The sequence below is a fragment of the Dyella marensis genome (assembly GCF_049532885.1).
Classification (GTDB): Bacteria; Pseudomonadota; Gammaproteobacteria; order Xanthomonadales; family Rhodanobacteraceae; genus Dyella_D; species Dyella_D marensis.
This window is the reverse complement of record NZ_CP064029.1, coordinates 3,483,016-3,499,998: the sequence shown is the minus strand read 5'-3', so window position 1 is coordinate 3,499,998 and position 16,983 is coordinate 3,483,016. Positions and strand designations below refer to the sequence as shown.

Annotated in this window: 17 protein-coding genes; 7 read left to right on the top strand and 10 right to left on the bottom strand. The window is 65.7% G+C overall.

Features of this window, described 5'->3' with window-relative positions; genetic code table 11:
• Window positions 1-20: 20 nt before the first annotated feature.
• The 4 genes from ISN75_RS15120 to ISN75_RS15105 all read left to right on the top strand — a co-directional run bounded on the left by ISN75_RS15120 (window position 21) and on the right by ISN75_RS15105 (window position 3,170).
• Window positions 21-521, top strand: coding sequence for a nuclear transport factor 2 family protein (locus tag ISN75_RS15120; RefSeq protein WP_343818590.1), 501 nt, complete (start codon window positions 21-23; stop codon window positions 519-521).
• Window positions 522-583: 62 nt separating this feature from the next.
• A complete protein-coding gene (locus tag ISN75_RS15115; RefSeq protein WP_343818592.1) occupies window positions 584-1,678 on the top strand; it encodes a sensor histidine kinase in 1,095 nt (364 codons plus the stop codon).
• Window positions 1,675-2,400: a LytTR family DNA-binding domain-containing protein gene (locus ISN75_RS15110; RefSeq protein WP_343818594.1), complete on the top strand. Its 726-nt coding sequence runs from the start codon at window positions 1,675-1,677 to the stop codon at window positions 2,398-2,400. The genes ISN75_RS15115 and ISN75_RS15110 overlap by 4 nt, the downstream gene beginning before the upstream one ends.
• A gap of 71 nt (window positions 2,401-2,471) precedes the next feature.
• A complete protein-coding gene (locus ISN75_RS15105) occupies window positions 2,472-3,170 on the top strand; it encodes a hypothetical protein (protein ID WP_346949119.1) in 699 nt (232 codons plus the stop codon).
• Window positions 3,171-3,193: 23 nt separating this feature from the next.
• Here the strand turns inward: ISN75_RS15105 and ISN75_RS15100 are convergent, their stop codons facing one another.
• Together ISN75_RS15100 and ISN75_RS15095 are read right to left on the bottom strand one after the other, a co-directional pair.
• Entirely contained in the window at window positions 3,194-4,360 is a 1,167-nt protein-coding gene (locus ISN75_RS15100) for a serine hydrolase domain-containing protein (RefSeq protein ID WP_343818598.1), read from the bottom strand.
• A gap of 87 nt (window positions 4,361-4,447) precedes the next feature.
• Entirely contained in the window at window positions 4,448-5,176 is a 729-nt protein-coding gene (locus tag ISN75_RS15095) for a hypothetical protein (RefSeq protein WP_343818600.1), read from the bottom strand.
• 126 nt (window positions 5,177-5,302) lie between these two features.
• Here ISN75_RS15095 and ISN75_RS15090 point away from each other — a divergent pair, with 126 nt between their 5' ends.
• Window positions 5,303-6,505 carry an aminotransferase class V-fold PLP-dependent enzyme gene (locus tag ISN75_RS15090; protein ID WP_343818602.1) on the top strand — a complete coding sequence of 401 codons (1,203 nt, stop codon included), beginning with the start codon at window positions 5,303-5,305 and terminating at the stop codon, window positions 6,503-6,505.
• A gap of 63 nt (window positions 6,506-6,568) precedes the next feature.
• On the opposite strand, the gene ISN75_RS15085 is transcribed toward ISN75_RS15090, so the two are convergent.
• From ISN75_RS15085 to ISN75_RS15065, 5 genes are all read right to left on the bottom strand, one after another.
• The gene (locus ISN75_RS15085) at window positions 6,569-9,124 is read right to left on the bottom strand and encodes an XVIPCD domain-containing protein (RefSeq protein ID WP_343818604.1); all 2,556 of its coding nucleotides are present in this window, start codon (window positions 9,122-9,124) and stop codon (window positions 6,569-6,571) included.
• Window positions 9,121-9,624: a hypothetical protein gene (locus tag ISN75_RS15080; RefSeq protein ID WP_168647012.1), complete on the bottom strand. Its 504-nt coding sequence runs from the start codon at window positions 9,622-9,624 to the stop codon at window positions 9,121-9,123. Before ISN75_RS15080 ends, ISN75_RS15085 begins: the two co-directional genes overlap by 4 nt.
• 416 nt (window positions 9,625-10,040) lie before the next feature.
• Complete coding sequence (locus tag ISN75_RS15075) at window positions 10,041-10,934, bottom strand: restriction endonuclease (protein ID WP_343818606.1); 894 nt, start codon at window positions 10,932-10,934, stop codon at window positions 10,041-10,043.
• Between the two features lie 149 nt (window positions 10,935-11,083).
• Window positions 11,084-12,055, bottom strand: coding sequence for an aldo/keto reductase (locus tag ISN75_RS15070; protein ID WP_343818608.1), 972 nt, complete (start codon window positions 12,053-12,055; stop codon window positions 11,084-11,086).
• A gap of 11 nt (window positions 12,056-12,066) precedes the next feature.
• Entirely contained in the window at window positions 12,067-12,948 is an 882-nt protein-coding gene (locus ISN75_RS15065) for an EamA family transporter (RefSeq protein WP_343818609.1), read from the bottom strand.
• A gap of 66 nt (window positions 12,949-13,014) precedes the next feature.
• Between ISN75_RS15065 and ISN75_RS15060 the strand changes: the two genes are divergently transcribed.
• Window positions 13,015-13,590 carry a CGNR zinc finger domain-containing protein gene (locus ISN75_RS15060; protein WP_343818611.1) on the top strand — a complete coding sequence of 192 codons (576 nt, stop codon included), beginning with the start codon at window positions 13,015-13,017 and terminating at the stop codon, window positions 13,588-13,590.
• 13 nt (window positions 13,591-13,603) lie between these two features.
• Here ISN75_RS15060 and ISN75_RS15055 read toward each other — a convergent pair whose 3' ends face one another.
• The 3 genes from ISN75_RS15055 to ISN75_RS15045 all read right to left on the bottom strand — a co-directional run bounded on the left by ISN75_RS15055 (window position 13,604) and on the right by ISN75_RS15045 (window position 16,314).
• A complete protein-coding gene (locus ISN75_RS15055) occupies window positions 13,604-13,987 on the bottom strand; it encodes an arsenate reductase ArsC (protein WP_343818612.1) in 384 nt (127 codons plus the stop codon).
• 52 nt (window positions 13,988-14,039) lie between these two features.
• Complete coding sequence (locus ISN75_RS15050; protein ID WP_343818614.1) at window positions 14,040-15,257, bottom strand: serine hydrolase; 1,218 nt, start codon at window positions 15,255-15,257, stop codon at window positions 14,040-14,042.
• 136 nt (window positions 15,258-15,393) lie between these two features.
• Window positions 15,394-16,314 carry an alpha/beta fold hydrolase gene (locus ISN75_RS15045; RefSeq protein WP_343818616.1) on the bottom strand — a complete coding sequence of 307 codons (921 nt, stop codon included), beginning with the start codon at window positions 16,312-16,314 and terminating at the stop codon, window positions 15,394-15,396.
• 205 nt (window positions 16,315-16,519) lie between these two features.
• Here ISN75_RS15045 and ISN75_RS15040 point away from each other — a divergent pair, with 205 nt between their 5' ends.
• A complete protein-coding gene (locus ISN75_RS15040) occupies window positions 16,520-16,975 on the top strand; it encodes a helix-turn-helix domain-containing protein (protein ID WP_343818618.1) in 456 nt (151 codons plus the stop codon).
• Window positions 16,976-16,983: the final 8 nt, after the last annotated feature.

Below are 16,983 nucleotides of genomic sequence, written 5' to 3'. Positions count from 1 at the left end.
CCCACACCTTCGGAGTCGCCGTGAAAATCCTGCTTCCCGCGCTGTTTGTACTTGCCGCATCCCTGGCTCCCGCCGCGCAGGCCAAGGAGGCGCCTAGCGTGGCGCAGTCCCGCAGCCAGATCCAGCAACTGGTCGAGCAGTTCAAGACCGCGATCAAAGCGCACGATGGCGAAGGCATGGCCAGGCTGTTCATGCCCGGCAGCTCCTGGTTCCAGACCCTGGACGATGCCTCCTACGAGAAGGTCAAGGTGAAGGAACCCAACGCCCGGCAGGTGACGCCGGGCGACTTCCAGAAGTTCTCGCAGTTCGTGGGCAAGGCGAGCAAGCCCATCGAGGAGACCTTCGACAACGTGCGCATCGAGACCGACGGCAGCATCGGCACGGTGTACTTCGATTACGTGTTCCTGGAATCGGGCAAGCCCACCAACCATGGCGCCGAGACCTGGCAGCTGGTGCGCACGCCGGATGGCTGGAAGATCAGCGCGATGCTGTACTCCGTCGTGCTGGATGACAGGCACTGAGCTTCGGGCTAGGGTGCGCCGTAGCCGGCGACGGACCGGCGCACCTTTCGGGCACCCAAGCCATGCAAGCCTCGCCGACGCGACCCGCCGTTCCACCGTTCTGGCTTCCGCTGGTGGCGGGATTGCCGATTACCTTGTGCATGGCGGTGATGGCCTTGCCCGAGCTTGGCCGCGCGTATGCCGGCGCCTATCGCCTGTTCTTTGCGGTGGCCTATCTGTTCTGGATCGTGCCGCTGAGCGTGCTGCAGCGGAAGCTGTGGCAACGGCGCACCGTGGCCTGGCTCACGGCGGTGGTGCTGCTGGTGGCGACCTATGTGCCGTCGGTGATCAACAACGCCATCGGCGGATGGGCGGCCGTGCGTGTGGGGTTGTTGCCGTCGCTGCCGCTGCAACGCATCTTCACGGGGCTGGATGGCTGCTGGCTGGCGCTGATTGCCTACTGTGCGATCCATGCGCTGGTACTGCATTACACCGAGTTGCAGCACTCGCGCCTGCGCGAAGCCGAGGCCGCGCGTTTCGCCCGCGACGCGCAGTTGCGCGCCTTGCAATACCAGCTGCAACCGCACTTCCTGTTCAATACGCTCAACAGCATTTCCTCGCTGGTGGCCGATGGCCGCGGCGCGGACGCCACGCGCATGCTGGCGCGGCTCGGCGACCTGTTGCGCGATTCGCTGGAGCGCAGCGACGCCCAGGAAGTGACGCTGGCCGAAGAACTCAGCACCACCGGGCACTATCTGGATATCGAGAAGGCCCGCCTGGGCCGCCGCCTGAAGGTCGATGTGCGCATCGGCGCCGGCGTGCTGCAGGCGCTGGTGCCGCCGCTGCTGCTGCAGCCGCTGGTCGAGAATGCGATCCGCCATGGCATCGCTCCGCGCGTGGAGGGCGGCACGTTGGCGTTGCAAGTGGAGCGGCAAGGCGAATGGCTGGATATCGAGTTGCGCAACGATGGCGTAGCTCCGGTTGACGCAGGCGGCGAGCGTAATGGCCGTTCCAGCGCGGTGGGTTTGACGAATGTGCGCCAACGCTTGCTGGCGCTTTATCCCGGCACGCACGATTTCCAGATGAAGCTGGCGGACGACGGCGCTTGCCGCGTCAGCATCCGCCTGCCGCTGCGCCTGGCTCCATCGTCCCGCGGCGCCGAGGCGCTTAGCGCATGATGCGCGTGTTGGTGGTGGACGACGAGCCGCTGGCGCGCGGCGGTGTTCGCGCGCGTCTTGCCGCGCATGCCGATATGCAGCTGGTGGGCGAGGCAGCCGATGGCGAGGAAGCGATAAAAAGCATCGCCACGCTGCGGCCGGATCTGGTGTTCATGGACGTGCAGATGCCCGGCCTCGACGGCCTCGCCGCATTGCGCCTGCTTCCGCCCGCGGAGCGGCCGCTGTCCATCCTGCTCACCGCCTACGACCACTTCGCGGTCGGCGCCTTCGAGATCCAGGCGCTGGACTACCTGCTCAAGCCGGTCGACGACGAACGCTTCCGCGAATCGCTGGACCGTGCCCGCGCGGCGTTTCGCCATCGCGCGGTGGGCGAGGCCGCGCCGGTGGCTTATGCCAGGCGATTCAGCGTGCGCACCGGTCAGCGCATCGCGGTGATCGACGCGGACGAGATCGACTGGATCGAAGCGAGTGACGACTATGCCGGCCTGCACGTGGGGCCGCGCGTGCATCTGCTGCGCGAACCCTTGCATCAGCTGGCCGGACGGCTCGATCCGGCGCAGTTCGTGCGCATCCACCGCTCGGCAATCGTCAAGCTCGACCGGGTTGCGGAGCTGGAGCCGCTGGTCAACCGCGATTGCCTGCTGCGCCTGCGCGATGGCACGCCGCTGCGGGTGAGCCGCACCTACATCGACCAGCTCAACGCAGCCCTGGCGGCCCGCTGATGGCGTAGGATCGGCGGGTGCCAGGAGCGGGGAAGGGCAGCGTTGTGATCAGGAACATCTTGGGCTGGGGCTTGATCGTGGTCCTGCTCGCCGGAGGGATCCTTGCGGTTGGCCTCGGCCACTCCGCCCGGCGGCATGCCGACAGGACGGCGCAGCCGCAGCCGGTCCTGCTCTGGTTCGGGGCGGATGGCGTCGTCCATATCGATGAGCGGAAGTCGCTGCTGACGCATTGGCAGGACAACTGGCGGCTTGCGTTGGGGTTGAACTCCGGGGTTCCGGTTCGTGTAGGGGCGGATGACGGCGTTGCGTATGCTCTGGTTGAAGAGGCTCTGGGCGAGGCGCGGCGGCGGGGTATGCCGGATATCGGCTATGCGGTCGACCGGAACGGGCAGGCCTTGGCGCTTTCTTCATTGACGCCGGCCGACGTATTGCCGCCGCCGGGGCCGCATGTTCTGTCCATCGAAGCTGACGGGCGGATGGCATTGGACGACACGCCGCTCGACGGGCGTGCCCTGGGCGAGTGGCTGAAGCTGTCGGCGGCGCCCGGTTATCCGCGCGGTGCGGATACGCCGGTCGAACTGAAGGTCGATCCGGCGGCGACTTACGGAAGCGTCAGGCCGGTGCTGGCGGCGCTGGCCGCGGGCAAGCCGCGGCGTATCGCGGATTTCGAGCAGGGCAGCGCCTTGGTGCGGCAACTGGTGCCGGCGCCGGTGGAGCATCCGATACCGATACCCAACTGCCCGCAGATGTCCAAGTTCGGTTGCCGCTAGGCGCCCGGTTGGCGTTCGTCCGGTCAGGGTGATCCGTGGCTGGCGCCGGCCGCGGCATGAACCGCTACGGCGATGGCCTTGAGCGCGCTTTCCGTACCTTCGCAAGTGTCGTTGGCGAACAGGGCGAAGCCTTCGCCCTGGGCCGGAAAGAGCACGACCTGGCTGGACATGCCGCCGCTGCCTCCACCGTGCGCAAGCATCGGCTGGCCGCTTGCGTAGGCGAGGTTCCATGGCATGGCTACGCCTTCCTGAGGCGTGCCGACCAAGGGTTGGCGCATGCGCTGGACGACCGGGTCCTTTCCATCGAGTTGCCAATGCACGTACTTCGCCATGTCCTCGGTGGTGGAGTACAAGCCCCACGCCGCGCCGGCGTTGCGCAGGTGATAAGGCATCGGGCGGCCTTCGCGGTTGAAGCCAGGGAGCAGGCGTGCGCGGTCGGCGCCTTCCACGGCGAAGCCGGTGGAGTCCATGCGCAGTGGCTTGAGCACTTGCTGATGCATCAGCGTCTCGAACGGCTTCCCGTAGACCTGCTCCAGCCCCAGGCCGATGACCAGGTAACCGGCGTTGGAATACGCCTCCTTGCTCCCGGGTTCGCTGCGCAGCTGGGTGCCGTGCAGGGCGGATAGCAGGGTGTCGTGATTCAGTCCCTTCTGCAGCGCCATCAGCTCGTAGGGCAGGGTGTTGAAATCCTTCTTGGCGAAGATCGCGTCCGAGTCGGGGATATCGCGCGGCATGCCGGCGCGGTGGGTGATCAGGGTTGCCAGCGTGATCGGCTTGCCCTGCCAGGCGAGGTTGGCGTAGTCGCCCGGGAGATAGGGGCGGAAGTCGGCATCGACACGCATTTTTCCTTCTTCGACGGCACGCGCGGCGAGTGCGCCGGTGAAGGTCTTGGTGACGGAGGCGATCTCGTAGATGCTCCGGCGGGTCGGCAGCTGGCTGCCGTGCGGCTTGGTCGCGCCGTAGTTGTAGAAGAAGCGGCCTTCAGGTGTTACCGCGGCGAGGGAGAGGCCGACGTGGCAGCGATTCTGAAAGTAGCTGGCGGCGGCATCGTCGACGGCGCGATCGAGGGGCGAGTGGTGCGGGTTGTCGCTCTGCACGGAGGATTGAGCCGGTTCACCTGCGATCAGCGCGGTAGCGCATAGCAAGGCAGCGAGGCCGAACAGCTGCTTGGCTTGAGGGGATGGCTGCATGGTCTGCTCCGGGGAACGGGGGGCGACGCCATCGTCTCTTATGGCTGGCGCCTGGCCTTGTGTCGGAGGTCATGGCGGGTTTATGAATCACGCAGCTGCCGTCGAAGCTTTGTCGCTCACTGTCGGCGCGATTTCTTTCGCGGGGCTGGCTTCCACGGGTTGCCTGTCTTTGACAGCTAGCGCGCGTTTGAGCGCGATTTCGAGGGACCGCCCGCGGTGCCTAGTGCCGATATTGATCAGGCATAGCCAGTAGAACCAGGCGAGCACCAGATAGATAACGATTTCGGGCCAGCTGATGTCGGGCGGCCAATGCACGCCTTTGAACTGCGCGGCGATGGCGATCAGGATCGGGAGGATTCCAAGCTTTTCAACGCCTCCCACCAATAGCGGCTGTTTTTCGCGGAAGCGCTCTTGCCGCATTTCTGCGTAGTCCGCCAATTCCGCGATCTCGTCGCGCGGGAATTGCACGATCCACGCAATTAAATCTCTGTAGTGTCCGAAGTCGTAGTCGAGTTGTTCGGCATATTCGGTGCGTTCCTCCTTGAAGCTTGGCAAATGCAGCGGCCAGCTCGAAGCGATGGCGAACGCCACGGCAACGACTTCCACTACGACGAAGGAGGCAGCTATGGCGAGCGTGTACCACCGGCCATCGGGCAGCGCTTTTATGGAAAGAAAGTAGCAGGCAATCGCCAGCAAGGCGGTGGCGTAGCCATACTTTTCCTTCGTAGAGAACCCTACGGCTACGCTCGGGTGTTCGGGTAGCTGATCAATGCGCTCGTTCAATGCCTTGAACGTCAGCTCGGCTTGCTGATCCATGCGTTTTCTCCCCTGTCGTGCTTCCAGCATAGCGCCCTTCGCCGGTCCACCGGCGAGTATCATCGGGGACTTGCAACGAGGCGACATCGCCGGCGTTGAGACCCTCTTGCCCAGGAAATCCGCGTCGTGACACTCGCCATCCCTCCCTTGCTTGCGCGCGATCTCTTCGACCTCTCGCCCGATATTCTCTGGCTCTCCCATTGCAAGGACGGCCCGATTCCCCGTGCGGCGGCACAGCAGCTGACTCGTCTTCTCGACACCGAGCTGCAGCCGTGGTCACTCCGCTGGAACGAAGATTTCCTCGACATCCAGGCATCGCTGCGCCAGGCCGGCGCCACCCTGTTCGGCGTGGACCTGCAGGACATCAGCCTCACCACCTGCACCTCCACCGGCCTGCAAGCCATCTCGCTCGGCTACCCGTGGAAGGACGGCGACGAGGTGCTTATTCCCGTAGGCGAATTTCCCAGCAACCGGCTGCCCTGGCTGGCATTGGAGCCGCGCGGTGTGCGTTGCAGGGAAGTGCCGTTGTGGCCCGGTCAGGCCGTCAACGCAGCCGTGCCGCCCCATGCCGGTATCGAACCGGAGCAGCGCTTGCTCGACGCCATAGCGCCGAACACCCGCATCGTTTCCGTCTCATGGGTGCGCTATCAGGACGGCCTTCGCCTCGACCTGGCCAAGCTCGGGCGAGGCTGCCGCGAACGCGGCGTCCATCTGGTGGTGGACGGCATCCAGGGCGCCGGCACGGCCGTGCCGTCCTTCGAGGGCGTCAGCGCCTTTGCCACCGGTGGGCATAAAGGCTTGCTTGGCCTGCAAGGGCAGGGGCTGCTGTGGACGGATGCCTCATTCCGCGAGCAGCTGATGCCGGTCGGAACCTGGCTGTCAGCGCCGGATGCATTTTCGCAAGCGGGCACGCAGGCTAAGGCAAGCTCGCCATGGGCGGCCGATGGTCGCCGCTTGGAGGCAGGAAGTCCCTCGATCCTGTCGTGCGCGGTGCTGGCCAGTTCCATCCAGATGCTGCTCGATCATGGCGGTGTAGCTGCCGTCCAGGCTCATGTCGAAAAGTTGCAGCGAGGCTTGTTGATCGAGCTTGCGACGTCCGCAGCATGGAAGGGCGAGGCTGCGCGCTTAAATGATCTGCTGCAGGCAGGCCGCCTGGGATCGATCCTGTCCTTCGTCCCGCCCGCGGACCGCTACGAGCGGCTGCTGAAAGATGCAGAGGCCATCGGCATCAGCACCAGCATCCGCGAAGGCTATCTGCGCGTGGCGTTCCACGGCTGGCATTCGGGCCAGGATGTGGAGCGTTGCGCGGCGTGGCTGATGGCGGACTGATGCCGGCGGCGTGTCCGGTATCTGCGCCGGACTCGCACTGAGTGCTCGCGGGCAAAGCGTCCGCTACCGCCCCGGCCCGGCCTGCTGCTGGTTCGGCTGCCCCTGCGCCTGCGTTTGTTGCGCCTGCTGCCCCTGCGCTTCCTGATGCTGCTGCATCGCCTTCGGCCACTGCGCCGAGCTCTGTTCCAACGGTATGTTGGCCGCGGCGGTGGGTACGCTGGTCTGCCGGTCGAGGAAATGATCCTTCGCGCCCGGGGTGGTCTGCGTCGCCCATAGCTTGCTGTGGTCGGGGCTCAGCGCGACGTGGTCGATCCGGCTCAGTCCATCCGCGCGGGCCTGGACCACGACGGCCGCGGTGATGTTGTCGGTGTGCTGGTCCGGCTTGCGGCCCAGCTGCTGGTCGATGGCGGCGACCTGCGCACGCGTCTGGCCGAACAGCTGGTGATCGGGGTGCTGCGGATCGTCCAGGCGCAGCGGCGCCGCCGGTGCAGCCGGTGCAGCCGGCGCGGTGGTCGAGGTGGTGGTCGGGGCCGGGGGCGCGCTGGCTGAGGGAGCCTGTTGCGCCTGGCGCGTGGCGTTCAGTTCCTCCTTGATATTGCCTTCGGCGGCATTCGTGCCCCACAGCATCCCGGGGGTATTCCACTGCCCCTTGGCGTCGCGCGTGTAGGTGTGGCCGTCGGAAGCTTCGAGCACGCTGCCTTGCGTCTTCAGCGTGTTGTTCACCACCGGCGGCACGCCGCCGAACTGGTTCCAGCCGCGCTGCTCGTAGGCGGTCTTGTAGTCCTGTGCGATGTGCTGGGCCGAATGCGCCAGGTTGTCCTTCACGATCTGCTGCGAGGCGCGCTCGAGTTCCGCGGCGCGCTGCGGGCTGGCGACCTCGGTGCGGTAATCCATCACGCGGTAGTCGATCAGGCTGGCCGCGACGGTGCGGCTCCACTGGTGCGTGTCCGGGCTGCGCGTCCACGGCGCTTCGCGCAGGCTGTGCGTGTCGCGCTCGTTGGCCGGGAGGGTGTAGGGATCGCGCGGCGTCGGCGGGTGCGCCAGGGTCAGGCCGATGGCGACATTGGAAGCCTTGTAGTCCAGCTCGTTCTTGAGCGCGGGGCTGGCGGTCAGCGTTTCGTACTTCTGCACCGGCATGCCTTCGCTGTAGCGCATGGCCTCGTAATCGAGCTCGCCGGTGGGATGCAGCCGCGTCCAGCCCTGGTCCGGATGCTTGGGATCGAAATGCCAGTGATTCCCTTGCTTGTCCGACTGGTTATAGATGTGGTGGTAGTCGATGGCCTGCGCCACTTTCTCGCCGCCGATCGCGCCGACGATGCCGCCGAGTCCGCCGGCAATCAGCGCGCCTGGCCCGGTCTCTGAGAACACCAGCGCGCCACCGGCCGCTCCCGCTTCGGCACCGGCCAGCATGCCGCCGGTGCGTGCGTAGAAATGGCCTACTTCGGAATTGGCGCCGACCACGTTGCCTTGCTGGCGCAGATCTGAAGCGCGTGAGGAGGTATGCGCGGCGTCGTACAGCACAGCTGCGGTGCCGACCACGCCCAGCGCGCCCTTCGCCACCGAGCCGGCGCTGACTTCGCCGCGGGCGGCGCTCTTGGCGGCCTCGCCGGGGCGGATGCGTACGTTGGCTTCCGTTTCGCCGACCACGCCCTTGGGTGGGCCGGTGGGCGGGTGCATCTCCGTAGCCTTGGCGCGCGTCTCGCCGAGCTTAGGTTCCGCCGGCGGATGAGCGACCACGCCCGTGTGCGTAACCTTCCACGCCTTGCTCGCCGCCGACATCTGGTCGAGGTTGAGCTTGGAGAAATCGCTGAGCGGCTGGCCGAACACGGTTTTCTGCGCGGCGTTGTAGCCGCTGATGAGGTTGACGTTGGCGCGGAACTCGGCGAGCGAAGCCGGCTGGCCATTGGCCTTCACCGTCACGTCGGCCAGCGATTTCTCCAGCTTCTGGAATTCGGCGGCGGATTTGCTCGCGAAGGTGAGCGGATCCGAACCGAAGTCGCTCATCGGATGGCCGTTGACGATGGTCTTCGGGCTCTTCAGCGCCTCGGGCAGTTCGAAGTTGGAGAAGCCGCGATTCGGCGGTGCGTTCTCGACGAAGGCGACGATGGGGCGGCCGCTATGCACGGCGTTCTCCATATACGGCGCGCTGCCGGCGTTCCACATCATGTCCTGCAGCGCGCCGGCGGTGTTCTTGCCGTAGACCTCGATGCCTTCGGAGGCGAGGTACTTCGTAAACTCCTGGTTGACCGTCTTGAACTCGGCGGTGGCTTTGCACCTTTCGATGTACTCGCCCCAGGGCGTGTGGCCGATGATGTCCGCGCGGCCCTTGGTGTCGGCGACGTATTCGGAAGCATTCTTGTAGTTGCTTTTGCCGGCGGCGTCGCTGCCCGAGAAAGCCACGTAATCGACGCCGGCGGGAAGCTTGGGCGGATGCGCCGCCATCTCCTTGGCCACGTAGTCGGCATAGCTGCTGGTGGCGTCGGGGCCGGAACCGGGCGACTTCAGGTAGGCGATGACCCGGTCGATTTCGGCGGCCGAAAGCTTGTTGCCATGGGCATTGGTGGCGCCGCCCATGGTGGTGCGCACCACGTCTTCGAATACGAAAGGAGGCGTCGTCATGAGCGCACTCCCGACAGCGGATGCATCGGGATGTCCACCGCGGCGACCAGGATTTCCTGCCCGGCATCCTGCGGCGCCGCGATGCCATGGCGTTGCAGGGCGCCCGCGTCGATCACCACTTCGTAGCGGACGTCTTCGTCGTAGTTGTCGGTGCGGTCCTGGAAGGTCTTGACCAGGCCATCGGCCAGCCCCCACAGGAAGCTGCGGTCGTCGCCCGGAAACTCCAGCCAGCCCTTGAGCTGCAGCGCCCATTCGAAAGTAGCGTCCTGGCCCAGGTTCAGCACGAAGGTGCGCTGCGTGCGCCCGCCGTCCTCGCTGACCCGCTGCGTGCCGTTGCAGCCGAAGCCGAAGCGCTTGTCGCCCTGGTAGACGCCGAACTGATATTCCGTCTCGCCCGGCTGCTCGGCCGGCTGGATGCGGGATTCGAAGATCTCGATACCGTGCTGTCGATCCACGGCCGAGCCGTCGTTAGCTTCGAAGCGCAAAGGGGTGAATGACATGGCGATGATCCGGTGGGGGCGCGGGGCGGGTCAGGGGCTTGTCTTCAGAAGCTGCAGGCGCGGGTCTGCGCCCTCGGTCGTACGCGAGGTTTCGGTCTGAAGATCGGGGAGAGCTGCGTTGAGCATGGGGCTCGCCTCCTGCAAGCGGGGATCGGCGGTTCCTGGGGCCGGCCTGGAGCAGGAAGGTACGCCGCTATGGGGGGCGGTGCAACGCTGTAGTACTGGCTAGTGATTTGTCTGGAAAGCAGTTCTGGTGCGGGTTTCAGGCGGGTGTGCGCCAGCAGGGTCGGCGTGTTTAGCCTTGCGGTCTTGGCCAGCTGCGATGCCGATCACATTCGCAAGTTCCTGCTGGCCGGGACCCTTCTGGTCGGGCTAGCCATTCTTTGTGGCTGATGGTCCGTGGCGAGTCGATCGCTTTATGCCGGTCTGGTGCCCATGCATTTTGGAAACTTCGCGCATCCCCAGAACGGTGCCTTGGTTTGTTTGTTGAATCGCTCGATCATGGCATCGCCGCATCGCGGGCAGGCGGGTGGTGCCGCAGTTTCGCTTGCCGCGGATTCGGCTTGTCTGGTCGGAGCGAGCGGCGACGAGGGTGGCGTTTGGACAGGCGCGGGCTTCGCCGGTAACTCCGCTTCGGCAGGAGAAACGGGCTTCTTCGATGCAACAGGCTCCGCCTGCGCCGCACGTATCATCGCCAGCAACGCGTCCCCGTGTATGAGCTCAATGGGCTTCCCCTGCGCAAAGCGCCGTGCATCGTCCGTATAGGAGCCAACAGCCACGATTTTTACGGCGGACGCTCCATGGTGAGCGAGCAGGCCATACATCTCGCGGACGACATTGACGCTGACCTGGCGGCTCCGCCATTGCTTGCATTGCACCAGCGTGACCGCCCCGGCTTTCCTGAGCACCAGATCTATGCCGCCATCGGCGCCGCCCAGCCCCGTCTCCTGCACCCCGTAGCCCTGTCTGCGGAACGCCTCCCCGACCAGCATCTCGAACTGCTGCCAGCTCATGGCACGCACGCTATCGAGGCCGGTCTGTGTATCCAGCAGGCGTTTGCGCTGGCGCTGTTTGAAATAGGAGATCAAGGCGCCGAACCAGCAGGCTCCCAAAGCCAGCCAGGCGAATGGAGCCCAGACGCCCATTCTGGCTTGCTGGCCCATTGCCGTAGCCAAAGGGTGATCGCTGGAGGAGAGCACCCAGCCTATGCCGTAGCGGATGCCGAAATACGCGATCAGCCCAAGCACGATACCGGCTGGCCACGGCAATGAAGAAACGATGTCGATCCCGCTTTCCCTGCGCCTTGCCATAACTCCCCCTGAGTCGCGACCGCCGGTCAGGGGCGACCATACTGCGGTCCTCTTCGGTAGGGAAGGCAATATCAGGCCGGGGCAGATCGGGCGAGATAATGGCCGGCATGCCGTATTGCATGTATTTCGGCAAGCCTTTGACGAAGGGTTTAGTCGTGGCCCAGTACGCGATGCGGCCGATAGGGTGCTTCCAGCTTGGCCAGTTCGATCGCTGAGAGACTGAGTGCCAATGCTTCCACTGCTTGCTCCAGATGTTTCATCTTCGTCGCTCCAATGATTGGTGCGGTTACTTCGGTTCGATGTAGCAACCATGCCAGCGCGATCTGCGCTTGCGGTTGTTCGCGTTCTGCTGCCAGTTCCGCCACCGCATCCACCACCCGATAATCGTCCTCGCTGTAATACAACTCCCGCGCAAACGCATCGCTCTGCGCGCGCGTCGTATCCGCCTTGTTCCTTGGCCTCGCCAGAAACCCGCGGGCCAGCGGACTCCATGGAAGTACCCCAATCCCCGCATCCCGGCACAGCGGCAGCATCTCCCGCTCTTCCTCGCGGTACGCCAGGTTGTAGTGGTTCTGCATCGAGACGAAGCTTGTCCAGCCGTGCCGCTCGGACGTCATCAGCGCTTTCTGGAACTGCCACGCATACATGCTCGATGCACCGATGTAGCGCGCCTTCCCGCTGCGCACGATGTCGTGCAGCGTTTCCAGGGTTTCCTCCAGCGGCGTGCCGTCGTCCCAGCGGTGGATCTGGTAGAGATCGACGTAGTCCATGCCCAGGCGAGCGAGAGAGGCATCGATGGCATGCAGCAGATGCTTGCGCGACAGGCCGCGCTGGTTCGGGCCGGTGCCGGTGGGGTAGTAGGCCTTGGTCGCCACCACCACTTCCTCGCGCCGCGCGAAGTCGCGCAGCGCGCGGCCCAGTACACGTTCGCTGTCGCCGCCGGAATACATGTCGGCGGTGTCGAAAAAGTTGATGCCCAGTTCCAGCGCGCGGCGCAGGATGGGGCGGCCCTGTTCCTCGCTGAGGATCCATGGCTTGGCCTGCGGGTTGCCGTAGCTCATGGCGCCAAGGCACAGGCGCGATACTTTCAGGCCGCTGCGGCCGAGGTTGATGTATTGCATGGCTGTCTCGCTCATTCCGGTGGCCGGTGCAGCGCAACTCCGGCGGCTACCAGCGCCACGCCCTGGATCTCGACCGGTGTCGGCATCTGGCGCAGCACCAGCACGCCGATGATCACCGCGGTCGCCGGCAGCAGCGCCACGAACAAGGCGTAGGTTGCGCGCGGCAGGCGTGCCATCGCGAGCTGGTCGAACACGTAGGGGATGACGGAAGAGCTCAGCCCCACGGCCAGGCCCGCACCGAGCGCCAGCGGATCCAGCAGCGCGGGCGCGGCGTCGCGGAAACCGAGCGGGGAGATCGCCACGCCGGCGACGATCATCGCGGCGCCCAGGCGGTCGATCGGGCTGGTGTCCGGATCGGCGCGGGACACGGCATGCGCCAGCACAATGTACGCGGTGAACATCGCGGCATTGGCGAAGGCCCAGAAGAACGCCTCCGGCGCGCCGCCGAAACGCACCTGGGTCAGCAGCGACACGCCTGCCGCGGTAAGGCCGAGTGCGACGATATTGCGGCGGGAACGCACGCCGGCCAGCGCCAGCGCCACCGGCCCGATGAATTCGATGGCGGCCACGGTGCCCAGCGGCAGGGCGGCGATGGCCTTGTAGAACGAGTAATTCATCAGCGCGAACACGCCGCCCAGCGCGACCATGGTGGCCTGGGCGCGCCGCGTGGACGCCAGGAACGCCCGCCATGGCCTGCGCCACAGAGCGAACACCAGCGCCGCCGACACGATGCGCAGCCAGGCCACGCCCGCCACCGGCACGCGTGCGAACAGCAGCACGGCGAACGACGGGCCCAGGTAATGGAAGATCGCGCTGCCGACGAAGAACGCATGCGGAGGGATCCGTTCGGCCAGCGGCGGCCTGGTTGAATTTTTACCATCTATAGTATTCATAGCGGTGATGTTTATACGCCCGAAAAACTCACCTGTCAAAATCGAATAGCTGGTAAGATGCGCCGCATGGACGCACTCGACCTGAACCCGGATGGCTACGGCGGCACCTACAAGCTGGTGGGTGGACGGCCCAGCCTGGACTTCGTGAATACGATCAGCTGGCCGGATACCGAGCGCGAGCACGATTGGCTGGCGCTGCCGGAGAATGCGCGGCGCTGGTTCGCCGCGATGGAGCTGCCGTTTCCGCGCGGAAAGACGGTCGACGTTGCGCCGCTATATAAGGCGCGCCAGTTGCTGACGCGCGTGCTGCGCCCGCTGGCGCATGAGCAGACGGTGCCGGAAGCCGCGCTCGCCGAACTCAGCAAGGCGGTGGCCAAGGCTTACCAGTCGCGGGCGATCGACCCGCGCACTCTCGCCTGGCGCTGGCCGGAACCATCCACGGCGCAGGACGCGCTGACGCCGCTGCTGCTCGATGCCGCGGAACTGGTGACGGCCGCCGACCACGAACGCCTGCGCTATTGCCCGTCCTGCGACTGGCTTTTCCAGGACCAGACCCGCAATGGCCAACGCCGCTGGTGCGATATGGCGGACTGCGGCAGCCGCGACAAGGCACGGCGGTACTACCACCGGACGAAGGCCTAGCCTCCGGTCCGCGTCAAAGGCTTTCCAGCAGCCGTTTCACCCGCGCAGCGATCTCGTCGCGTACGGCGCGGTAGCCGTCGTCGTCCAGATGCTTGGGGTCGGGCAGGTTCCAGTCCTCGCGCCGCCGTGCGGGAACCCATGGGCAGCTGTCGCCGCAGCCCATGGTCACCACGGCATCGAACTCGCCTTCGACTTCGTCCAGCGACTTGGAAGTGTGCACACTCAGGTCGTAGCCCAGCTCCGCCATGAAGCGCAGCGCCTTGGGGTTGATCTGGCCGGAAGGGCGCGAGCCGGCGCTCTGTGCATCGACGCCGGAACCGCCGTAGATATGCGCGAACGCTTCGGCCATCTGGCTGCGGTTGGCGTTTTCGATGCAGACGAAGAGGATGCGTTTCATGGAAAAGGTGCGGAGGTCCGGGCGATCAGTTTAAGCGCACGACCATCCGAATTTATGGTGTATCCACCGCCAGATCCTTGGCATACGTCCGCCCCAGCCCGATGACGTCGGCGCTGAACTTCGCATAGCCATACGGCCAGTGATCCTCGTCCGCATCCTTGCGCTCGGCGATCTGCCGTACGGCGACCAGGTGCGCCTTCGGCACGATCACGATGTAGTTGCCGAGATAGCCGTTGGCTTCCCAGGCGACGATCGGGGTGCTGGCGAAAAGGTCGTCGTCGACGAGGTGGTTGCTCTTCATCATGTCGTGCATGTCCGCGCGGGACACACCCTCCGCGGTGATGGCCGCAACGACGTCGCGCGCGGTCGGATAGACCTTCGCCGCGACGCGCGCCAGCTTGTCGGCGAGGGCGGTGTCGCCTCCCGCGCGCACGCGCTCGACCACGGCGGAGTTGAAGCGAATGCCGTCGCCGCGCCGCCACCAGAGCAGGCCGTAGCCGGTGGTGAGCGGCGTGCTCTGGCCGACCATCTGCTTGATGTAATCCGCGTCGATCAGCTGCTTGCCTTGCCAGCGGCCGTTATCCAGCACCAGCTGGCCGATCTTCGCGGCGTCCTGCGCGGTGGACATCCAGCCGGCCATGGCCATGGGGTGGCCGGCCTTGTCGCGGTTCTCCGGATTCCACGGCGCTGCCTTGATGCCCATCGGGGTGAGCAGCTCGTCGGCGATATAGACGTCCATCGGCTTGCCGGAGGCTTTTTCGATCACGCCGCCGATCAGGTTCATGGCCTTGTTGTTGTAGCTGAACTTCGTGCCAGGCGGGTCGCTCAGCTCTGCGGCGAGTGCGAGCTGGTAGACATCGGGCGCCGGATAGATCTCCACCGGAGCCATCGGCACGTTCTGCATGCCGGAGGTGTGATTGAGCAGCATGCGGACGGTGATCTTCGCCTTGCTGCCCTGCTTCCATTCCGGATAGAAGTCGCTCACCGGTTCGTCGATCGACTTGAGCTTGCCTTGCGTCACCAGTCGCCCGACGGCCAGGCCGATCAGCGACTTGGTGGACGACATCATTTCGATCGGGCCGGCGGACGCGCCAGGGCGGCGGTAGTCGACCAGGGTCTTGCCGTCGTGCACCACCAGCAGCGTGTCGCTTTGCGCGGCCTTGGCATCGTCGACGATGGCCTTGAGCGCGGTATCGCTGCTGCCCGCAAGTGCGGAACCGGCGGTTAGTGCCAGCGTGGCAAGCACGAACCATGGACCGAGGCGCTTCATGCCATTTCCCTACGTCATTGGATGGCGTGCATCCTAGGTGCTGGGCGGGCGGTATGAACAGGTGACTGACGACCCATGCAAGGCGCTTCGCAATGGCGGTTGTGAAAGCCATGCGAAGCGCCCCGCGATGGCGTACTCAGGTTCGCTGCAGGAAGGCGGTCACCAGCTGCGCGATCTCTTCCGGCGCATCCTCGAAGCTGTAGTGTCCCGCGCCCGGCAACCGGTGCACTGGCGCCCCGGGGAACAGCTCGGTGAACAGCGGCAGGAAGTGTTCCGCGTGCAGCGTGCGGTCCGCCATGCCCCAGATCGCGATGGCGGGCTTGGCGCTGATCGCCCGCCAGGTGGCTTCGTCCGCCACAGGGAACTCGTGCGCGCCGAGCGCGAAGCCCTTGGCCCAGCCGAGCGCACCGGCGCATTCGGCTGGCGTGGCGAAGGGCGCGCCGTAGGCACGCAGCCAGGTGTCGTCGATCAGCGCGTTGTTCTCGAAGCCGTTGAGCTTGAGCGTGCTGAGGATGTTGTAGCCCAGTTCGTCCAGCACGCCTTCCAGCCGGCCTTCCGCGTTGGCCTGGACGATCCAGCGGAACCATGGCGCTACCTGTGCGTTCGCGGTCACGCGGTCCGCCAGGCTGGCGTGGCCGAACGGCGTGGGGCCGTTGACGGAGACGATGCGGCGGATGCGGTCCGGGTGGCGGGCGGCCAGGCCCATGCCCATCGGTCCGCCGAAGTCGTGCAGCACCAGGGTGATGCCGCGCAGGTCCAGGGCGAGCACGAAGCGTTCGAGATTGTCGATATGGTCCTGGATCCAGTAGCGCCGCTCCGGCGGCGTGGCGCTCTTGCCGAAGCCCATATGGTCGGGCACCACCACGCGATGCGTGGCACGCAGCGCGCCGATCAGATGGCGGAACAGATAGCCCCAGGTAGGTTCGCCGTGCAGGCACAGCACGATGTCGCCATCGCGCGGGCCTTCATCCACGTAGTGCATGGCGAAGCCGGGGGCGTCGGTGAAATGCGGAGCGAACGGAAAGCTGCCATCGAAAGTTTCGTCTGGACGGATCATGAGCGGGTCTCGGAAGAGGGCAGGGACATCCGCGCGGGCACGGCGCGGCCTCACCCGCCGCGGATGTTGTCGGTTGCGTAAGGAGCCGCGCGCCACCGCGCGCCTTCGGGCGGTGACGTTGGTTTCAAATTGAAACCTGTTGCCTTTGTAGCAGCGTAGGTTCTATCTTGCAACCACTTGGCCGATGGACGGCCTGGATACCGCCATGGTCAAACGCGTCACTCAGGAAGATTCGCTCTGCGGCGTCGCCCGCCCGATGGACGCCATCGGCGACGGCTGGTCGCTGCTGATCGTGCGCGATGCGTTCAATGGCATGCGCCGCTTCGGCGAATTCCAGAAGAGCCTGGGGCTGTCCAAGAACATCCTGGCCGCGCGGCTGCGCCACCTGGTGGCGCACGGCATCATGGAAGCGGTGGCTGCTGCCGATGGCGGCGCTTACCAGGAATACGTGCTTACCGGGAAAGGCCGTGGCCTGTTCCCGGTGCTGGTGGCGCTGCGGCAGTGGGGCGAGGACTTCCTGTTCGAGCGCAAGGAGGCGCGCGTGATGCTGGTGGACAAGCAGACGGGGCGTCCGCTGGAGAAGCTGCAGCCGCGCGCATTGGATGGGCGGGACGTGGCGCCCGAGGACACGGAAGTGCGCATGCCCGTGCGGCGGCGTTGATCGGCCCG